Origin of the sequence: Paraburkholderia sp. JHI2823 (assembly GCF_038900695.1) — a bacterium.
In the GTDB taxonomy this organism is placed as follows: Bacteria; Pseudomonadota; Gammaproteobacteria; order Burkholderiales; family Burkholderiaceae; genus Paraburkholderia; species Paraburkholderia mimosarum.
Genome location: NZ_JAYMRY010000012.1, coordinates 20,027 through 38,382, shown reverse-complemented (window position 1 = coordinate 38,382; position 18,356 = coordinate 20,027). Strand labels below are relative to the sequence as shown.

The window sequence follows — 18,356 nt, the reverse complement described above, 5'->3', positions numbered from 1 at the left end:
CGGGCTCCGTGTGCGGGGAATGATGCGTTTATACCGCAAGGCGCGAGAGGTTTTGTATCTCACTGTATCGGCACCGGCGCCGGACACAAAACATTGCAGGCCGGACGCAGTTTCCGTGGCTTTTGGGCCGCTTGCTAACTCTCCTGCGGTGCCGCATCGGCCCACTCGCGCCAGAGCCGCGTCATACCCACAACCGGTACATCCAGAACGACTCGTCCTCGACATAGCGCTGCGCGAACTCCGTAGGCGAGAACCCGGTCATGCGCTTCGTCGTGCGGCTCAGGTGCGCCTGATCCGCAAAACCTTCGTCCTGGGCAAATGCCGCCAAGTCGAAGGACTGGCCGGACGCAAAGCGGTCCGTTGCCGCGAAATACGCGCCCTCGGATTTCACCAGCGACTGCCACTCGCGCCGCGAGCGGCCGCTGTAAGCCTTGATGCGCCGCTCGACCTGGCGCTCGCTGTGCGTGCGACTCACGAACCGCCTCCCAACGCGGCGACAGGTGGTGTGCAAGAACCGCGATGGTTTGGGTATCGTCAGCAGTGCAGATCAAATCGTCGAGGAACGTCTGCCACTGCGGTCCCAGCGCGGCGCTGGCAATCAGAAAGCGGTCGTGAACTGTGGCCAGATCCAGATCGAACAAGGCTTTCGCCGCATCGGCCGCGAAGCAGATCATGCCGCCGAAACCCGTTGTCGGCGCCCAGCTCGTGGTGGGTCGCGACTGGCTGCCCGAAAGCGTGAGCGCCGTGCCGAACGGCCGCCACGTCGGCCCATTCGCGCACGCTTGCACGAGCCCCGCATCCAGTTCCCGGTACCACGAAAGACACACCAGCGGGGACGCCGGGAAATGCGAGAGCCGTTGCGCGTCGCTCAGCTCGAACCCTCGGGCCTCGGCCAGCACCTGGCCATGACCGAGATGACCGTGATCGCGGCGATGGTGCTGCAGCGCTACACGCTCTCGGCCCGGGATGGCATGGCGGGACCACGCCCCATGCTCAACGTGACGTTGCGACCGCACGCACCGCTGCATCTCGCACTCGACCGGGTCTAGGGGCCGCGCCCCGTCCGGCCACTTCCTTCGCCACGCCTGAGCGCTGGCCGGCCTTCTCTACTCCGTCGTTCCCACTCAAGTCACGGATAAAGCGAATAAAAGCGCTATCGCCGTCGATCAATTCGCCACCCCTGATCGAAATAAATCGGTGAAGTCAGTTAATTCCGACCCGAATTAAATAGAAAGGATATTAAAAGGGATATATTGCCAGAATTAATTACCCTGGCGCCATTCATATTCCCGCCGAACTGCCGATATTGCAGGAGATAGCGGGTTTCATCGTGGATGATGCGGCAAACATTACCGTCTCGACGTGAGGTAATTAATACCTCGCTATTGGCTCGAATTGGCCTGGCTTTCGGGAAAAATGGATAGAACCAATTCGTCTGTACATTTTGTTACGTCTAATTTTCACATGAAATCGCCAATTATCGGTAATATTCGCTCGGCGTCTGGACTTCAAGCAGTAACAACGTCATCTTCGTCCGTAAAAATTGCGCACGTCTCCCCTCCTCCAGGGATCCAGCGCAAGGCCGAATTTCCGACGGTGCAGCGTTAGCAAAGGTGAAATTTTTACCTGGGCTACCGCGAAGTACCAGATAGCCAAGCTCGTGCCAGCGCACGGCGTTCGTTAGCGGGTGCAGGGTTCTTCGAGCCACGCCGCATTCATTCATTGTCCCGACTTTCTGGCCTGCCCCGAGCGCCCATCGCGCGCCGCAGCCGGCCGGGCGTCGCTTTGCCCTTTTCAATCGATGAAGCTCTTCTATCTCTTGTTGTCGTCGTCGCTATTCCTGGCGGCGTGCGGCGGCGGTGGCTCCGGAAGCCCCGCAACGGATGCAGCCAATGCCTCTGCTACGCCGCAAAGCGCAGCCGGCACGAATGCTGCAAATGCAACGACGAGCGCCAACGCGAAAGCGCTCACGCATGGCACGATGCAATGCGGCTCCCCCACGACATCCAGTGCGACTTCCAGCACTAATCTCGTGAGCGCCGACACCCCGACCGCACAAAGCGGCCGCATCTTCGCCTCGGGCGCGACGTTTCCGCTCGCCTTCACCACCAATGCGCCCGCAGCCGACACGCTGACCTGGTCGGTCACCGACCAGGTCGGCAACGTGGCCGCGAGCGGTCATCTGCACGTGACGGCAGGCGCCGTGACGACCACCTTGAGCTGCACGTCCACGCTGGCTGGCTACTTCGCCGTGTCCGCCAAGCTCGACACCGCCGGCGGACAGCTCCCCTCCGCGGGCACCCGGCCGACCGGCCTCGCGACGTTCGGCGTGCTGCCCAACCTGTCCGGCATCGTCCCGACGGTCACGTATGCGCATCAGGACCAGCATCGCTTCGGCATGCAAGGCGAGGACGGCAACACATCCGTGCTCTCCTCGCTCGGCATCTCGACGATTTACGACCATCGCGAGATGTCGACCATGGAGCCGAACGGCCCCAACACCTTCAACCCGAGCACCAGCAAGGTCGACCCGTTCTTCGCCACGGGTAACGTGATGCGCATGGTTCGCCTCGACGGCATTCCCGCCTGGGCGAGCCCGACCAACGCGTTCGAGGACGAGGCACAGCTGCCCACCGATCTCACGTACTACCAGAACTACATGAGCCGGCTCGGTACGGAATCGAATTCGATTCGGACGACTTATTACCCGCATCAATCGGCCAACTACTACCAGCTCACCTGGGAGCCGGATTCCCAATGGAAGGGTACGAACTCGCAATTCGTGCAGCTTTACCAGGCCGTCCATCAGGGCGTTCACTCGACCGATCCTCACGCGGTCGTGATGGGTCCGACCGATACGGCGCCGGCCGGCACCGCGAACCACCTCAAAACGCTCGCGTCGCTCGGCTTTGCCCAGTACATCGACGGCGTGACGACGCACGGCTACTACGACGTCAACGGCACCTCGCCCTCGTACGTGCCGGAACGGCAAGCGACCGATCCCGCCAACGCGTCCAACTCGCTGATCGGGCAAATGCGCGCCCTGCGCAGCGAAATGGCGGCCGACTACAAGCCGGGCATGAAGCTCTGGAGCACCGAACTCGGCATCAGCTATGACAATGGCACGTCGTACGGTCCGAACTATCCGAACGGCAATATCCTCTATGCACAAGGCGCAGTGGTCGCGCGCAGCCACCTGATCATCCTGGGCGAAGGCGCCGATCAAACCTGGATCTTCTACGGTGCGGACTTCCCGGGCCTCACGGGCTACGGCACGTTCTTCGACCTCGCCGATGCCCAGGGCCAATACGGCGCGCAGAACATCAGCCCGAAGCCCGCGGCGATGTCGGTGGCGGCGATGACGCGCATTCTCGACGGCACCAACACGCTCGGCCCGGTGAACGGCACGCCCTCGGGCGTCTACGCCTACGCGTTCCAGCAGTTGAACAACGGCGCGGTCATCACGGCCCTCTGGACGCACAACAACAACGTGTGGAGCGCGAGCAGCGGCTACAGCTCGACCTATAGCGTGGGCTACAGCCTCGCCGTGGACGCACCCGGCACGAGCGGCACGGTCACCGTGCTCGACGAAATGGGCAATCCGACGACCATGAGCTACTCCAATGGCAGAGTGTCGTTGAGCTTGACCGAGTCGCCGATCTACGTGGTCTCGAAGAATGCGTCGGTGGCCAGTTCCAATTCGACGCTTCCCAAGGGCTACGTGCCGAGCTGACCTCCGGGCAGCCTCCCCGCGTAACGCAATGCAAAGCGCCCGGCCCGCGGACCTGTTCCGCAGGCCGGGCGCTTGCGCACATGCGGTGCGCGGCGCCGCAAGCGCGGCCCGGGACATTCGACGTCAAAGCGGAAATGAACGAAAATGCACGGCAAGCCAACGTCTATGTGCCGCCACCCCACTCACGGTGCGGCCGCCCGATCCGGAAAGCAACATGAAACGACTTCTATTCGCCGCGCTCGCCGCCGTCTCCTTCGTTGCAACCTCAGCGCAGGCGCAAAGCAACGCGCCCGGCTCGTTCGCCACGCCTGCGGGCACCGTGCAATTCGTGCGTGACGACCGCGACTTCGTGGCTGTCCTCGGCAAGGAGATCTTCGACCGCTTCGACGCGAAGACGCTCACGCATTTCGATGAAGTCGGCGGCGACAACGGCACCGTTACGCGCATGCTCGTGCAAACCGCCTACGGCCCCGTGCTGTACGACTTTCGCCGCCAGCCGCCGCTCGTGCAGCGCGCGAACATGCGCATGACGGTCAAACGCGTCTTCTGGCAACCGGATGAAGTCGTGATGCAGGGCTCGGAAGGCTGGTTCCGGCTCAAGAACGGCACGCTGACAAAACTGCAGTCGACCACCACCACGTACCGCACCAACTAGGCCGTTGGCACCACGGCGATCAGCGGTGCGTCGTGCCCGCTGACCAGCAGTTCGTTGTCCGTTGCGAATCCCATCACGAACTCGAATGCATCCGGGCAGATCAACCTCAATTCGTCGGACACGAACAAACATTTGATACCCGCCGATACGACCGGCATGACGAGCCGCGTGGACGCGACGTGAAGCCCGGGCCGCCGTTCGCCGACGAAAAGCGTGATGACGCCCTTGAGCCGTTCCGCCCAATCCCCGGGACGAAATACTTTCTGGCGTTGCGTGACACCCCGGATCAGATAGCCGGGAATCTGGCCTTGCGTCGCGAGCTCGATGCGGTCCATGTTTGCGCTGCGTGGTGGAAATCGTGGTCAATTTGCGGCCGACTGCCGGCCGCACGCTCAAGCGTCCGGGTCTTCCTTTTCCTCGCCCTGCGCATCCCGCGCCGCGATCTTCAACTGGCGCAGCTTGTGATACAGCGTCTTGCGCGGCATCCCTAGCTCGGCGCTCGCGTCCGCGACGTTGCCGCGATTGCGCTGCAGCGCGTTTTCGATCAGCATGCGTTCGAAGTACGCAAGCTGCTGAGCCAGCGTGTCCCCTTTCACTGAGGCGGCGCCTGCCGAAAGCAGGCTGTCGCCGGTCAGCCCCAGCACGAAGCGGTCGGCGACGTTCTGCAACTCGCGCACGTTGCCGGGCCACGCGTGCGTCATTAGTTCGGACACCTGAGCAGCGGTCACGACGGGCGGCGGCGTGCCGAAGCGGCGCGCCGCCGCCAGCACGAAGTGCTCGAACAGCAAAGGCACGTCCTCGCGCCGCTCGCGCAACGGCGGCAACTCGATTTGCGCAACGTTCAGCCGGTACAGCAGGTCGGCGCGAAAGCCGCCGCCGGCGGAGAGTTCGGCGAGGTCCGCCTTCGAAGCGGCAACGATGCGGCAATCCACCGGAATCAGCTCGTTCGCGCCAAGCCGCTCGACCACGCGCTCCTGCAGCACGCGCAGCATCTTGATCTGCAGCGGCAGCGGCATCGTTTCGATCTCGTCGAGAAAGAGCGTCCCGCCGTTGGCCCATTCGATCTTGCCCACGCGCTTCTTGATCGCGCCTGTGAAGGCACCCGCCTCGTGTCCGAACAGCTCGCTCTCGAACACCTGCTCGGGCAGTCCGCCGCAGTTCAGCGCCACGAAATGCGCATCGCGCCGCGCGCTGAAATCGTGCAGGCTGCGCGCGATCAATTCCTTGCCCGTGCCCGTCTCGCCCGTAATGAGGACCGACACCGAGGTGTTGGCGAGCCGCAGAATCTTCTTGCGCACATCCGCCATCGCCGCAGATTTGCCGAGCACCAGCGCCTCGATGCCCTGCCAGTTGTGGAGCGTTGCGCGCAACCCCTCGACTTCGAGCGTGAGCCGGCGCTTCTCTACGGCACGGGCCACGCGGGCCGCGATCACATCGGACGAGAACGGCTTCTCGATGAAGTCGTAGGCGCCCACGCGCATCGCACTGACCGCCGTCGAGATATCCGCGTGGCCGCTGATCAGCAGAACGGGGATTTGCGAATCGATGGCCATCACGTGGTCGAGCAGTTGCAGGCCGTCGATGCCGGGCATGCGCACGTCCGAAACGATCACGACCGGCGCGCCGGGCGCGATATCGGCCCAGGCATCGGCCGCCGATGCGTATGCGCTCACCGGAAAGCCGGCGAGCGCGACCGCCTGCTCGACGCCGATGCGGACGTTCTCGTCGTCCTCGACAACCAGCACCCGGATCTCATCTGCCATGTTCTGTCCTTTGCGGCTCGGCTGCCGCGAATTCGATCGTGAACCGGGCACCGCCTTCTTCCCGGTTCGCCGCGGTGATTCTCGCGCCAAAGCCTTCGACGATGCGCGACGTGATTGCGAGCCCGAGACCGAGGCCTTGCCCGCGCGGCTTCGTCGTGACGAACGGCTCGAACAGATGCGCGAGCACGTCCGGCGCGATGCCAGGGCCGCTGTCGTCGATCGTGAAGCGCACACAACCTGACGCATCGGGCTCGCTGGCATTCATGGCGATCACGCGGGTGCTCGCGTCGCGCACGGCGTCGAGTGCATTGCCAAGCAGGTTGACGATCACCTGCTGAAGCTGGCTCGACTCCGCATACACCGTCGTGCCCGGCGCAATCCGCACATCGAGCCGCACGGCTTCGTCGCGAATCCGCGACTCGTAGATGAGCCGCGCGTGCGCGACGGCCTCGGCAAGCGATACCGCCACGCGCTCGACCTCCGGCTTGCGCGCGAACGCCTTCAGCTCGCTGGTGAGCACCGCCATGCTGTCCACGAGGCGAGCGACGCGCTCCAGATTGGCGATCGCCTGCGCGGGCTGATTGCGTTCGAAGAAGGTGCGCGCGTTGTCGCAGAGCGTGCGGATCGCCACGAGCGGCTGGTTCAGCTCGTGCGTGAGGGCCGCCGCCATCTGGCCGATCACCGCGAGCTTGCCCGCATGCACGACTTCCTGCTGCGTGGCGCGCAGACGCTGCTCGGTGCGCTCGCGCTCGATGATCTCGCGCTGCATCCGCGCGTTCGCCTCGGTGAGCGCGGCGGTGCGCTGCGCAACGGTCATTTCCAGCTGGTCGTTCGCGCGGCGCAGCGCTTCCTGCGCCTTGAGCTTCTCCACGATCACGCGGCGGCGCTGCACCGCATAAAGCGCATAGAGTGCGGCGATCAGAACCACCCCCGTCACGGACGCGAAGGCAAGCCGCTGCTGCCGCCGCGCACCGGCGGTGTCGAGCAGCACCATGATCGTGTCCTGCCCCTGCGGCGCGGGCCGCGACATCACGAGATAACGGGCGGTGCGGCCCGCGCGGCGCAGGTCGGGAAACACGCCGATCCACGCGGCGTCGTTCCAGTCGCCCACGCGCCGGTGTTGCAGCGCCTCGACGATGCGGCCCGCGTACTGCCGCGACGCCTGAATCTCGCGCTGCTGCTGCGGGGTCATCGCGCGCAGGGCGGTGAATTTCCATTCGGGCTCGGTCGAGATCACGACCACGCCATTGCTGTCCACCACGACCGCCGCTTCGCCGGGCGTGCGCCAGGCGGACTCGAGCGCGTCGACGCTGACCTTGACGGCCGCGGCGCCGATCGCGGCATCGCCATCGCGAATCGCGCTCGCGAAATACAGCCCGGGAATGCCGGTGTTGGTGCCGATGCCGAAGAAACGGCCTCTGCCCTGCGCGAGGGCGTCGATGAAGTAAGGGCGATACGACACATTGGTGCCGACGAAGCTGACCGGCTGGTTCCAGTTGCTCGCGGCGATCACGGTGCCGTGTGCATCGATCACGTCCACGGCGCCGCTGCCCACGTCACGGTTGACCGCTTCCAGATAGGCATCGACCGCGGGCAACCTCGCGCGTGCTTCGTCCGGCGAGGCCTTGAGCAACGCGCGCACGCTGTCCTGCCTCGCGACGAGCGCAGGCACCATCTCGAAGCGTCCCAGCTCGCTCGTCAGGCTCGCCGCGTAAAGGTCGAGCCGGTGCGCACCCACTTCGGCCAATGCGTCGATCGCGCGGCTCCAGGCGAACTCCACCGCGGCGGCGGCCGCGCCCACATAAAGCACGGCCGCCGCCGCCCATCCCCACCATGGAATTCCCTTGTAGCGCCTGTGCACGTTCACTCTCGTCGATGGATCGCCGCCCTGTCGCTCGATGAGCGGACGGTTCGCGCCGGATGCACCGGCGCCGCCATCGCGACGGCGCGTGCGAGGGGCACACCCGCGCGTCATGCGCCGAAATGGGCGAGCACGATGAGCGTCACGGTCACGACGATCGCGCCGCCAATGCGCGTGGCGATCTGCGCGAACGGCATGAGCTGCATGCGGTTCGCGGCGGTGAGGATCGCGACGTCACCGGTGCCGCCCTGGCCGCTGTGGCACGCGTTCACGATTGCGGTGTCGATAGGGTACATCTTCATCAGGCGGCCCACTACGAAACCCGTGCCCATCAGCGTTGCGACGGTCGCGGCGATCGTCACGACGTTGACGAGCGTGAACGCGGCCATGAGCTTTTCCCAAGGCGTCATCGCCACGCCGATCGCGAACAGCAGCGGGTAGGTGACCGCCGTCGAGAAGAATTTGTAGACCACGAACGCGCCTTCCTGCAGCGGCGGCGAAACCGCGCGCGCGAGCTTCACGAGCACGGCGAGAAACAGCATCGCGACCGGCGCGGGAAAGCCGAACAGCTTGTTCGCCATCAGGCCGATCAGGTACAGCGTGATCGCCGTGATGCCGGCCGCCGCGATGTGGCTCACATCGACATGGCCGCGCACTTCCTCGTCCGACGGCGCCATTTCGTCGGTCGCGCCGACTTGCAGGCGACCGTTGCCGGTGAGATGCGGAAGGCGCTTGCCCAGCATGTCGAGCATGCCCGAGAGGATGATTGCGATGAGGCTGCCGAGCATCACGGGCGGCAGCACCTGTGCGAACAGCTCGCCTTGCGCGACGTGCATGATTTCCGAATAGCCGATCGAGAGGGGAATCGCGCCTTCGCCAACGCCGCCCGCCATGATCGGCACGACGATATAGAGCAGCGTGTGCTTGACGCCAAGCCCGAGCGCCGCGCCAACGGCGGTGCCCACGAGCGTCGCCGCGACCGTGCCGGCGGCGAGCGGAATAAAGATCTTCAGGAAGCCCTGAATGAGCACGCGCCGGTCCATGCTCAGAATGCTGCCGACGATGATCGACGCAATGAAGAGATACAGGAAGTTGGTCTGCTTCGTGAATTCGACCGTGAGGTTCTGCACGGGCTTGGGCAGCACGTGGTAGTACACGAGCGCCGAGGGCACGAAGGTCGCGAGAATCGCGGCCGCGCCGATGTTGCGCAGAAGTGGCAGGCGCTTGCCGAGTTCGGCGCAGGTGAAGCCGCAGAACGCCAGCACGGCGATGGCCATCGAGATCTCGCCGGGCACCTTGCCCGTGACCGCGAAGCCGGCGATCAGCGCGAACAGGATCATGTAGATCGGCAGCGGAATGATGCCGATGCGGATCTCCATGAGCTTCCACCAGCCTTCCGGCCAGAAGCGGGTTTGGGGAGTCGAGGACGGCTCGGGGATCGCCTGAGAAGTGGCGGATGCGGATACGCTGTTCTGCACGGGATGTCTCCTTCGTTTTCGCGACCGGACTGCGTCGCGTCTCCGGTGCTTGTTTGATGAGGGAAGCGGCCTGATTGGGCCGCCGGACCTCTATAAAGCAGCAGGCGTGCCAGCGCCGCGGTCAATGAATAACCCCTTGATCTATCGGCACTTTTCCGGCGGATGAACCCACTCGCGCCCGCAGCCTGTCCGAACTTTCAGAATCGGCCCGAGCCGCAGGCTGAAATCTCGGCCTGCACGACGACGCCGCCATCCTTGAGCTAATCGCAAGAGTCATTTCCCGGATCCGGTCTGGAACGCGCCCGTTCATTGGCAGAAGATGGGTCATCGCAATTTGAGGAGTGAGCCATGAAGATCGTCTTGCCCGGATGCGCAATGGTCTGCGCGGCGGCGTTGTGGAGCACCGGCGCCCTGGCCGCGGCGGCGCCCGGCTCGGTCTACCAGACGCCTGTGCAGCTATCGAGCGGGAAGAACCTGCTTTGCGGCGTCAACGAAGCGCCGCCGGCCGGCGAACCGGCCGCGCTCACGCGCCGCGAACAGGTCGAGGCCGATGTCCTCGCCACCCAGCGCTTGCGACTGCTCAGCGGCCCATTCTCGCCTTACCCGTCTGCTTATACGGCGCCGACCGTGGCATGCGTGAGCGCGGGTTGATGGCGCAGCAAAAACAAAGGGCTCGATTCGCCAGACGAATCGAGCCCTGCTAGCTGTCGAGAAAAACAGACTGACGCGGGATCAGAAGCGCGTGCGCACGCCCGTCGTCACTTCGACCTGGTTGGTCGCGCCGAACGTCGAGCCGACCGTGTAGCCGCCGTGCAGCTTCATGTAGTCGCCTGCCAGGTACACTTCGGTGCGCTTGGACAGGTGATAGAAGATCGAACCGTAGAGCGTCTCCTTGAAGCCGTTGTGCAGCCCGCTGGTCGGATCGAATGCGCCGATGTTGGCGTTCGGGATGTTGCCGTCGACGTTGTACGCGGCATTGCGCGTGCGCATCTGCTGATAGCCGAGTTCGTAGTCGAGCGCGCCCTTCGGCACGAGCTTGAACGAGACCGTCCAGGCGTTGTCCTGACGCTGGCCCAGCGCCCCCTGATTGCCCCAGTAGCGGAAATAGCCCGCATTGGCGCGCAAAATACCGATCGTATAGTTGCCGCCCACCGAGAACGCCTGGTTCGTATTGCCTTCGCGGTTCACGTGGTTATAGAACGTCGAAGCCGTCCAGGTCGGCGCGTTGTAGCCGAGCGCGAACTGGTAGTTCGCGTTGTTGCCGAAGCTCGTGGAATTGCCGAACGCGTAACCCGCAGCCGCGAAAATGCCGTTGTCGAAGACCTTCTTCCACGCGAGGCCGTTTTCGTAACGGGTGCCCGTTGCGCTCCCCGCGTAGAAGATCATCTGCTTGAAGTTGTTCGCGTTGGTCCAGCCGCCCTCTTCCGTCGTGAGTTTCGCGTTGCCGTACGGGTCGCCGTAAATGGCGGACGCATCGCGCGCGATCGTGTTCTGGAAGCCCGCCGTGAACTTGCCGAAGCGTTCGTCTTCCACGCCCACCCAGGCGTCGCGGTCGAAGAGCTGGCCCGGGTCTTCCATCTGCCCGTCGCTCACGCGGTATTCGCTTTCGAGCCGGAAGATGATCTTCGTGCCGCCGCCAATGTCTTCAGCGCCTTTCAAGCCCCAGCGGCTGCCGCTGAACCAGGGCTCGCCGCCGAGGCCCATGCCGATCACGTGGTTGCCCTTGGCATCCGCGTGCGACTGATACGTGGGTACGCTCAGGTCCAACAGACCATAGAGCTGAACGCTCGACTGCGCGTGCGCGCCGCTCGCCGCCAATGCGCCTGCCGCCACGGTAATTGCAAGATGCCTTCTCTTCAAGATCGTCTCCAGGGAATTTCGCGTTTGGAAGTTTTCATGGACCCGCTGCAGTCACTTGCCGGTTTGGTCCCGACGGGCAGTCCCGGACGCAGTCCTGACACGTAGTCGAGCCTCGTGAGTCAGCGGATGAGACGAATAGTAGAGAGGTGATCCCTTCGCGATTCTTTCATGAACCGTCTGTATTCCTAAGTACATTCACCAATACCGGAAAAATCCGGACGTGTTCAAGCCGCCACGGGTTCTTTCGCACGCAGGATGTAGCCAAGCCCGCGCAGCGTCGTGATCTGCACGCTCGACTCCGCCAGGTGCTTGCGCAGGCGGTGGATGTAAATGTCGATGGCATCCGCGCTCGGCTCGTCGCTCAGGCTGCAGATGCGCTCGAGCAGCACGTGCTTCGGCACCGCCTTGCCCTGGCGCAGCATGAGCGCCTCCAGAATCGAATGCTCGCGCCGGCGCAGGCTGAGCGGCGCATCCTTGTGACGGAACTCGCGCGTATCGGAGATGTACTGCAGGTCGCCGCACGTCAGCCAACCCGACTTCTCGCCCGACTGCCGCCGTATGAGCGCCTTGATGCGCGCCACGAGCTCACGGCTGTCGAACGGCTTGACCACATAGTCGTCGGCGCCCGCGCCGAAGCAGGCCACCTTGTCGTCGATCGAACCGTGCGCGGTCAGCATGAGCACGGGCACGTTGTTGCGTCTGCGCCGCAGGCGGTTGAGCACGTCCTTGCCGCTCAAACGCGGCAGGCGCATGTCGAGGAGCACGAGGTCATAGCTTTGCGTGATCAGAACGGAATCGGCGGATTCTCCGTCGGCCACGCAATCCACCGTGAAATTCTCGGCGCGCAACAGGTTGACGATCCAGCGCGCGAGTTCGGCATTGTCTTCTACGAGCAGCAACTTCATGGTCCCTCCTCAGCCTGCCAGCACCGGCAGGCGCACCGTCGCGACGAGCCCCACGCGCTGCGCCCCCGCGGCGACGTTCACCGACCCGCCGTGCGAGCGCGCGACCTGATGCACGATGGCGAGTCCGAGGCCCGTGCCTTCGGTGTCCGCCGCGACGCGATAGAAGCGCTCGAATACGTGCGCGCGCGCCTCGGCCGGAATGCCGGGTCCGTTGTCCACCACCTGGAGCATCGCCTCGCCCTCTTCACAGCGGCAGATGGCTGTGACACGGCCCCCCTTCTGCGTATAGCGGATCGCGTTGTCGATGAGATTGGCGACCAGCGACGCCAGCAAGCCCTTGTTGCCCGCCACGGGCACGCATTCGGCCAGATCCGCGCCGAGATCGATATCGCGCCGCTCCGCGGCCTGGACCATCTCTTCGAGCACCGAAGCCACCACTTCCGTGAGATCGACGCGCGTTTGGGCGCGAGACGACGTCGCCATCGATTCCGCCTGCGCGAGCAAAAGTAGCTGATTCGTCAACTCCGCCATTTTCTGGCTGGTGCGGCGAACGCCTTTGAGCGCATCGAAAAGCGCGGGATCGTGCGCATCGCACTGGCTAGCGAACTGCGTCTGCGTGGTGAGCAGCGCGAGTGGCGTGCGCAACTGATGCGCCGCGTCGGCGATGAACTGACGTTGCATCGCGGCGTGAACCTTGAGCCGGGCGATGCATTGATTGATCGCATCGACGATCGGTCTGAGTTCCGATGGCAGATGATCGGGGCGGATCGGCTCGAGTTGCGCGGGCTCGCGGTCGGCCACATCGTCCTTGAGCTTCATGAGCGGACGCAATTCGAGCGTGAGCCCGAGCGGCACGAGCAGCACGACGAGCCCCAGCATGAGCCACTGCCGCAGGAGCTGAGGACGCCACAGCCCGTCGATCATCGCCTGGCGCGACGCAATCGTCTTGCCGACGATGACCGTGACGCGTTCGGCACGGCCCGAGTCGTAGAGGAGCCGCTCGTAGGCAACGGCGCGTATCGGCTGGCCCGCATACGCGCTGTCGTAGAACACGGGCTGCACGGCGCTGCTCGCAGACGGCGGCGGCAGGTCCGGCGCGCCGCCCAGCAATCGCCCGTTGCCGGCGAGCACCTTGTAGAAGACGTGATCCTGCCAGGGCGACTCGAACAGCTCCAGCGCCGCGGGTGGAATCGTCGCGTTGAGTGCGCCGTCGACCCAGCCGACGTCTTCGATGATCGTACGCGCGGAATCCAGCAGCGCGTGGTCCTGCAACAGATCCGCGGTTTGACGCGCGGCGTCGTACGACACGCCGCTCGTGACGACGACAAACGCGGCGAGCGGCACCAGCAGCCACAACAGCAAACGCGCGCGCAGACTATGCACCATGTCACGTTCTCTCAGGTACAAAGCCGTCCGGCGGCTCGGCGCAGGACGGCATACGCAGTGAATCGACTTCCAGGCCAGCATCGCGGCTGGCCCAACCGCTCCCGCTCAAAACGCGGCGGGCCGCCATTTGAGCAGACGTTTTTCCAGCGCGGTCAGCAAGTAGTCCATAGCAAGCGCAACGACGGCGAGCACGATCATTGCGGCGAACACGCCGCTCGCATTGAACGCGCCCTGGGCCGTCGAGATCAGCAAACCGATGCCTTGCTTCGAGCCGAGGAATTCGCCGACCACGGCGCCGACCAGCGCGAAGCCGAAGCTCACGTGCAAGCTCGCGAGAATCCAGCTGAGCGCCGAGGGAATCACGACCGAGGTCGTCACCTGGCGGCGCGACGCGCCCAGAATCTGCGCGTTGGCGATCATGTAGCGGTCGGCCTCGCGCACGCCCTGGAACGCATTGGCGAACACCACGAAGAACACCATCACGACCGCGAGCGCGACCTTCGACGCCATGCCGAGCCCCAGCGCGATCACGAACACCGAGCCGAGCACCACGCGCGGAATCGAGTTGGCGATCTTGATGTAGAGGCTGAACACGTCGGAGAGCAGCTTGTTGCGGCCGAGCACGATGCCGCAGACCACGCCTGCCACGGCGCCGATCAGGAAGCCGAGTATGGTTTCTTCGAGCGTGACCCAGACCTGCAACAGCAGCGGCCCCTGCGAAGTGCCGTTCTGGAACCAGTCGACGATCTGCAGGAAGATCAGCGACGGCATCGAAAAGAAGAACGGATCGATCCATTTGTTGCGCCCGGCGAGTTCCCAGCCGCCCAGCGCGACGACGAGCACGAGAATGCGCAGCGTGATGACGAGCGCGTGGCGCTGCCGGATGCGGCGTTGCGCGAGCCGCTCGACTTCAGCTAGCGACTTGCCGTCCAGTGTTGCTGTTGCTTTCGAAGGTGTTGCAGGCGATGTCATGGGCGCTTTCCGGAGTTCGAGCGTGTCAGGCAATTTGCACCTCCTCGCGCAGGTCGTGCCAGATGTCGCGCGAGATTTCCACGAAGCGTGGGTGATAGCGGATTTCCGAGGTGACGCGCGGGCGCGGCAGGTCGATTTCGTAGACCTTCTTGAGCGTGGCCGGCCGCGCGGTCAGCACGAAGACGCGGTCCGCCAGTGCGATCGCCTCTTCGAGATCGTGCGTGACGAATACCACCGAACCCGTTCCGCCCCACAACTGAAGCAGCTCGTCCTGCATCAGCGTGCGCGTTTGCATGTCGAGCGCCGAGAACGGCTCGTCCATCAACAGGATCTCGGGCTTGTTGATGAAGGTCTGCGCAAGCGCCACGCGCTTTCTCATGCCGCCCGATAGCTGATGCGGATAGTGCTTGCCGAAGTTGGCGAGACCCACGCGGCGCAGCCATTCATTGGCTTCGTCGTAGGCCGCCGACTTCGAGCGGCCGCGAAAGAGCGGGCCCGCCGCGACGTTGTCGAGCACCGAGCGCCACGGAAACACGGCGTCGGCCTGGAACACGAAGCCGATGCGCGGATCGATGCCGTCGACGGGCTCGCCCATCACGCGCACGTCTCCCGAGGTGGGTTTCAGCAAGCCCGTGATCATGCTGAGCGTGGTGGACTTGCCGCAGCCCGTGGGCCCGACGATCGCGACGAATTCGCCTTGCGCAACCGACATGCTGAAATCGCGCAACGCGATAGTGGCCTTGCCGTCGGGCGAGACGAAGCGGCACGATACCGAGCGGAACTCGATGGCGGGCGCGGCATTCAGGTTCGGAGTCTGCTTCATTTCGCGCTGACGAACTCGTTCGTATAGGTTTTGGCCAGGTCCACGTGCTTGCCCTTCACCGAAGGATTGAAGCTCGCGAGGACCTTCAGCACGGTTGCCGGGCCATCGGCGGGCATCTTGCCGTCCGCCGTGTACATCGGCAGCGACGCCTTCAGCGCGCTCACGTATAGCGCCTTGTCCTTTTGATAATCGGCGGGCATTTTGTCGGCGATTTCTTCGGCGCTATGCGTATGAATGAACTGCATGGTGCGCACGAATGCATGGGCGAGCTTCGCCGCCTGTTCCTTGTGCGAGGCCGCCCACGCATCCTGGACATAAAGGCTTGCCGCCGGATAGGTGCCGCCGAGCGCGGCGCGCGTGCCTTCGAGCGTGCGCATGTCGACGAGCACCTTGGCATCGCCGCTCTTTTGCAGCGCGGAGACGGTGGGCTCGGTGGTCATGCCCGCATCGATGCGCCCTTGCTTGATAGCCGCGATGAAGCTCGCGTCCGCGCCGACCGGCAACATGCTGTAGTCGCTCGAGCCAAGCCCATGCTGGCCCGCGAGGTACTGCGTGAGAAAGCTGGTCGACGAGCCGAGCCCGGTCACGCCGAGCGTCTTGCCTTTGACGTCGGCCATGGACTTGATCGTGTCGGCGGCCTTCGACGACACCATCTCCACTTCGCCCGGCACCTGGCCGAACACGACGATCGCCTTGACGTCTTTACCCTTGGTTTGCAGATCGATGGTGTGATCGTAGAAGCCGACGACCCCTTGCACGGCACCCGCGAGCAGTTCGTTCTCCGCATCCACGCCGGCAGGCTGCGACAGCAGCTCGACGTTCAACCCTTCGTCCTTGAAGTAGCCGAGTTGCTCGGTCAGGCGCGCGGGCAGGTAAATGAGCTTGGTGATCCCGCCCACCATGATCGTGATTTTCTCGCCGCTTGCATCGGCCGCGTGCGCGCCCTGAGTTGCGAGGGTAAACAGCAGGCCACAAGCGAGCGCCACATGGCGCAACGCGCGAAAACTGGGTTGCATCGACTGTCTCCGTTTGATTGGGCCGGCTGCACGACGCTGCCTGCCTCGATTGAATGGGGGGATTCTAGTGATCCCAACCCTTCCCGAAGCTTTCGCGGGTCATGCCGGTGCGTACGGGATTTCCATGAGCCGGCTTGCGATGCGCCGGTTTTTTCGAGGCTGAATAAAAGTCGCTTTTATTCGGTGCTGGCGGTTCACGGACTCAGCACGGAAAAAAATATGAAGAAAATCGCACATCGACTCGGCGCGAACACCACGGCTGCGGCCGATTAGCACTGAGCCAGAACGCCGGGGCACGCTATCCGGTGCGCTCGTCAGCCTCGGGCGCGCGGTCGCCCTGCAGCGGGGGATTTATCTGCTGGCTTCAGCCAGCGCGATCGCGGCGGGTATCGTGCTGATCGCCGGCGCGGCGCGTGTGGCCGCGCAATCGCTGCTCGTCGCCAGGATGCAGGTGGTACGCAAGCAAATGGCCCTCCATCTGGCCGTGCTCGCGATCGCCGTGCTTTGCTGGTGGTTCGGCAATCTCACCTCGATCGTCACGGGTGATGTCCTCGCATGCGTTCCGAGCTGGCTCGCTTAAGGCAGCGAGGTGCGCGTAGACGGAAACTGGCATCGGCGCGCACTCGGTGGCCGCGCGGCAATGATCATCGCGGCGATCAACGTCGAGCTGTCGACTCCTGTGAGCCATAGTGCGGATCTCAGGATCCGCTATTCCACCGGGATCGGAGTTGCCCCACGACCTGCTCTCGTTCAGACCAGCGAGTCGATGTGCGCGATGCGCGCAAACACATCGTTGCCGATTCGCTCGATATATGAGCCCGATCGGCGACGGAAGAGGCCGCTGGGATATCGACTGTTCTGCCGAGGGTCGTGCGGCCGCTCATTGCAGCGACTCCGCAAGCCGGAAGCCCAAGACGTAGATGTCACGCGGGTACCGGCCGTGCCGGCGCGCGCAGCGCGCTAGATCGCCAAAGCGCGTGAAGCTGCCGCCCCGCGCCACGCGATACGGGCCCTGCGAAAGCACGAGGTCGTCGTCGACCGGTGCGCCGCCGGGGTAAGGCCGGTAGTCATCCGCCACGTATTCCTCGACGTTACCCGCCATATCGTCGACCCCAAACGGGCTGCGCCCGTCCGGGAAGATGCCAACCGGCGTTGTGCCGAGCGGCCCGGCCTCGACCGTGTTCGCCGCTCGCGGATCGAACGCGTCGCCCCACGGGTACTCGTGTGCGCCACCCGAAGCCGCATACTCCCACTCGGCCTCCAAAGGCAGCCGGAAGCGCCGCCCCGTCGCAGCGGAGAGCCACTGTGCGTAACGGTCGGCGGCTTCCGGGAGCACCGACCAAACGGGATGATTCGCCCTCTCGGCCGGATAGGCGCCGAACGTCCACGACGTCGGCAACAAAGCGAGGCCGGTGTGTTCCAGGAACAACCGGTATTCGAGATTTGTGACCGGGTAGCGCATCAGCGCGAACCGCGCGATCTGCGCGTCGTAACGTGGGCACTCCTTCGCAATCCACGGTTCGATCACACCGACGTCGCCCCACTGCTCGACGACCCGGTTCACCTCATCGTGAGACAAGCCGAGTGTCGCGTGGGCGGCAGGGATCGTGACCATGTACGGATCGAACGGCCGGATGCGCGGATCGCCAACGAGACCGAGTAGCGTGCCAGCCGCGTAGCGCCGCTCGAATGGCTGCTGCGGATCCCCGGCAAACGCGGCGAGCTCGTCAGGCTCTGCCCGCAACAGTTCGCGATGTCTGGCCAGCAGGGTGGCAGGCAAGCGCGCGACGAACGTCTCGGGTAGCCCCATGGCTTCGCGGTCGCTCAGGCAGTTTGGATTGTCGGCGAGCATCGGCATCTTTTAGTCCGAACTCCTCTTGATCAGAACCGCCCGGCTCGCGGCA

At 64.3% G+C, this 18,356-nt stretch carries 16 protein-coding genes and 1 pseudogene; 5 read left to right on the top strand and 12 right to left on the bottom strand.

Translation table 11 applies throughout. The features are described from left to right. Positions 1–181 precede the first annotated feature (181 nt). Positions 182–475: a hypothetical protein gene (locus VSR34_RS15545; protein ID WP_342962858.1), complete on the bottom strand. Its 294-nt coding sequence runs from the start codon at positions 473–475 to the stop codon at positions 182–184. A 412-nt stretch (positions 476–887) separates the two neighbouring features. Between VSR34_RS15545 and VSR34_RS15540 the strand changes: the two are divergent. The 3 genes and pseudogenes from VSR34_RS15540 to VSR34_RS15530 all read left to right on the top strand — a co-directional run. Then, positions 888–1,049 (top strand): annotated as a pseudogene (locus VSR34_RS15540) (cytochrome P450); the annotation flags it as partial. Positions 1,050–1,801: 752 nt separating this feature from the next. Beyond that, positions 1,802–3,733, top strand: a complete 1,932-nt coding sequence (locus tag VSR34_RS15535; protein WP_028212688.1) for a hypothetical protein — start codon at positions 1,802–1,804, stop codon at positions 3,731–3,733. 214 nt (positions 3,734–3,947) lie between these two features. Further along, positions 3,948–4,388 carry a hypothetical protein gene (locus tag VSR34_RS15530; protein ID WP_342962857.1) on the top strand — a complete coding sequence of 147 codons (441 nt, stop codon included), beginning with the start codon at positions 3,948–3,950 and terminating at the stop codon, positions 4,386–4,388. Here VSR34_RS15530 and VSR34_RS15525 read toward each other — a convergent pair. From VSR34_RS15525 to VSR34_RS15510, 4 genes are all read right to left on the bottom strand, one after another. Beyond that, positions 4,385–4,723 (bottom strand): DUF3579 domain-containing protein, encoded by a 339-nt coding sequence (locus VSR34_RS15525; RefSeq protein ID WP_028231095.1) that lies wholly within the window; start codon positions 4,721–4,723, stop codon positions 4,385–4,387. The two genes, VSR34_RS15530 and VSR34_RS15525, sit on opposite strands and share 4 nt — an antisense overlap. 57 nt (positions 4,724–4,780) lie before the next feature. Beyond that, the gene (locus VSR34_RS15520) at positions 4,781–6,151 is read right to left on the bottom strand and encodes a sigma-54 dependent transcriptional regulator (protein WP_028212691.1); all 1,371 of its coding nucleotides are present in this window, start codon (positions 6,149–6,151) and stop codon (positions 4,781–4,783) included. After that, complete coding sequence (locus tag VSR34_RS15515) at positions 6,141–8,012, bottom strand: ATP-binding protein (RefSeq protein ID WP_342962856.1); 1,872 nt, start codon at positions 8,010–8,012, stop codon at positions 6,141–6,143. Before VSR34_RS15515 ends, VSR34_RS15520 begins: the two co-directional genes overlap by 11 nt. 110 nt (positions 8,013–8,122) lie before the next feature. Next, positions 8,123–9,451 (bottom strand): 2-hydroxycarboxylate transporter family protein, encoded by a 1,329-nt coding sequence (locus VSR34_RS15510; RefSeq protein WP_342962924.1) that lies wholly within the window; start codon positions 9,449–9,451, stop codon positions 8,123–8,125. 387 nt (positions 9,452–9,838) lie between these two features. Here VSR34_RS15510 and VSR34_RS15505 point away from each other — a divergent pair, with 387 nt between their 5' ends. After that, positions 9,839–10,141: a hypothetical protein gene (locus VSR34_RS15505; protein ID WP_051381425.1), complete on the top strand. Its 303-nt coding sequence runs from the start codon at positions 9,839–9,841 to the stop codon at positions 10,139–10,141. An 81-nt stretch (positions 10,142–10,222) separates the two neighbouring features. Here the strand turns inward: VSR34_RS15505 and VSR34_RS15500 are convergent, their stop codons facing one another. The 6 genes from VSR34_RS15500 to VSR34_RS15475 all read right to left on the bottom strand — a co-directional run bounded on the left by VSR34_RS15500 (position 10,223) and on the right by VSR34_RS15475 (position 16,452). Next, positions 10,223–11,350 (bottom strand): porin, encoded by a 1,128-nt coding sequence (locus VSR34_RS15500; RefSeq protein ID WP_028212694.1) that lies wholly within the window; start codon positions 11,348–11,350, stop codon positions 10,223–10,225. Positions 11,351–11,574: 224 nt separating this feature from the next. Further along, positions 11,575–12,255: a response regulator gene (locus VSR34_RS15495; protein ID WP_028212695.1), complete on the bottom strand. Its 681-nt coding sequence runs from the start codon at positions 12,253–12,255 to the stop codon at positions 11,575–11,577. A 9-nt stretch (positions 12,256–12,264) separates the two neighbouring features. After that, the gene (locus VSR34_RS15490) at positions 12,265–13,641 is read right to left on the bottom strand and encodes a sensor histidine kinase (protein WP_342962855.1); all 1,377 of its coding nucleotides are present in this window, start codon (positions 13,639–13,641) and stop codon (positions 12,265–12,267) included. 105 nt (positions 13,642–13,746) lie between these two features. Then, entirely contained in the window at positions 13,747–14,613 is an 867-nt protein-coding gene (locus VSR34_RS15485) for an ABC transporter permease (RefSeq protein ID WP_028212697.1), read from the bottom strand. A 25-nt stretch (positions 14,614–14,638) separates the two neighbouring features. After that, the gene (locus tag VSR34_RS15480) at positions 14,639–15,436 is read right to left on the bottom strand and encodes an ABC transporter ATP-binding protein (protein WP_342962854.1); all 798 of its coding nucleotides are present in this window, start codon (positions 15,434–15,436) and stop codon (positions 14,639–14,641) included. Continuing rightward, positions 15,433–16,452 (bottom strand): ABC transporter substrate-binding protein, encoded by a 1,020-nt coding sequence (locus VSR34_RS15475; protein ID WP_028212699.1) that lies wholly within the window; start codon positions 16,450–16,452, stop codon positions 15,433–15,435. Before VSR34_RS15475 ends, VSR34_RS15480 begins: the two co-directional genes overlap by 4 nt. Positions 16,453–16,843: 391 nt before the next feature. Between VSR34_RS15475 and VSR34_RS15470 the strand changes: the two genes are divergently transcribed. Beyond that, complete coding sequence (locus VSR34_RS15470; RefSeq protein WP_342962853.1) at positions 16,844–17,032, top strand: hypothetical protein; 189 nt, start codon at positions 16,844–16,846, stop codon at positions 17,030–17,032. A gap of 300 nt (positions 17,033–17,332) precedes the next feature. On the opposite strand, the gene VSR34_RS15465 is transcribed toward VSR34_RS15470, so the two are convergent. After that, on the bottom strand, positions 17,333–18,310 hold the full coding sequence (locus tag VSR34_RS15465) for an SUMF1/EgtB/PvdO family nonheme iron enzyme (protein ID WP_342962852.1): 978 nt from the start codon (positions 18,308–18,310) through the stop codon (positions 17,333–17,335). Positions 18,311–18,356 lie beyond the last annotated feature (46 nt).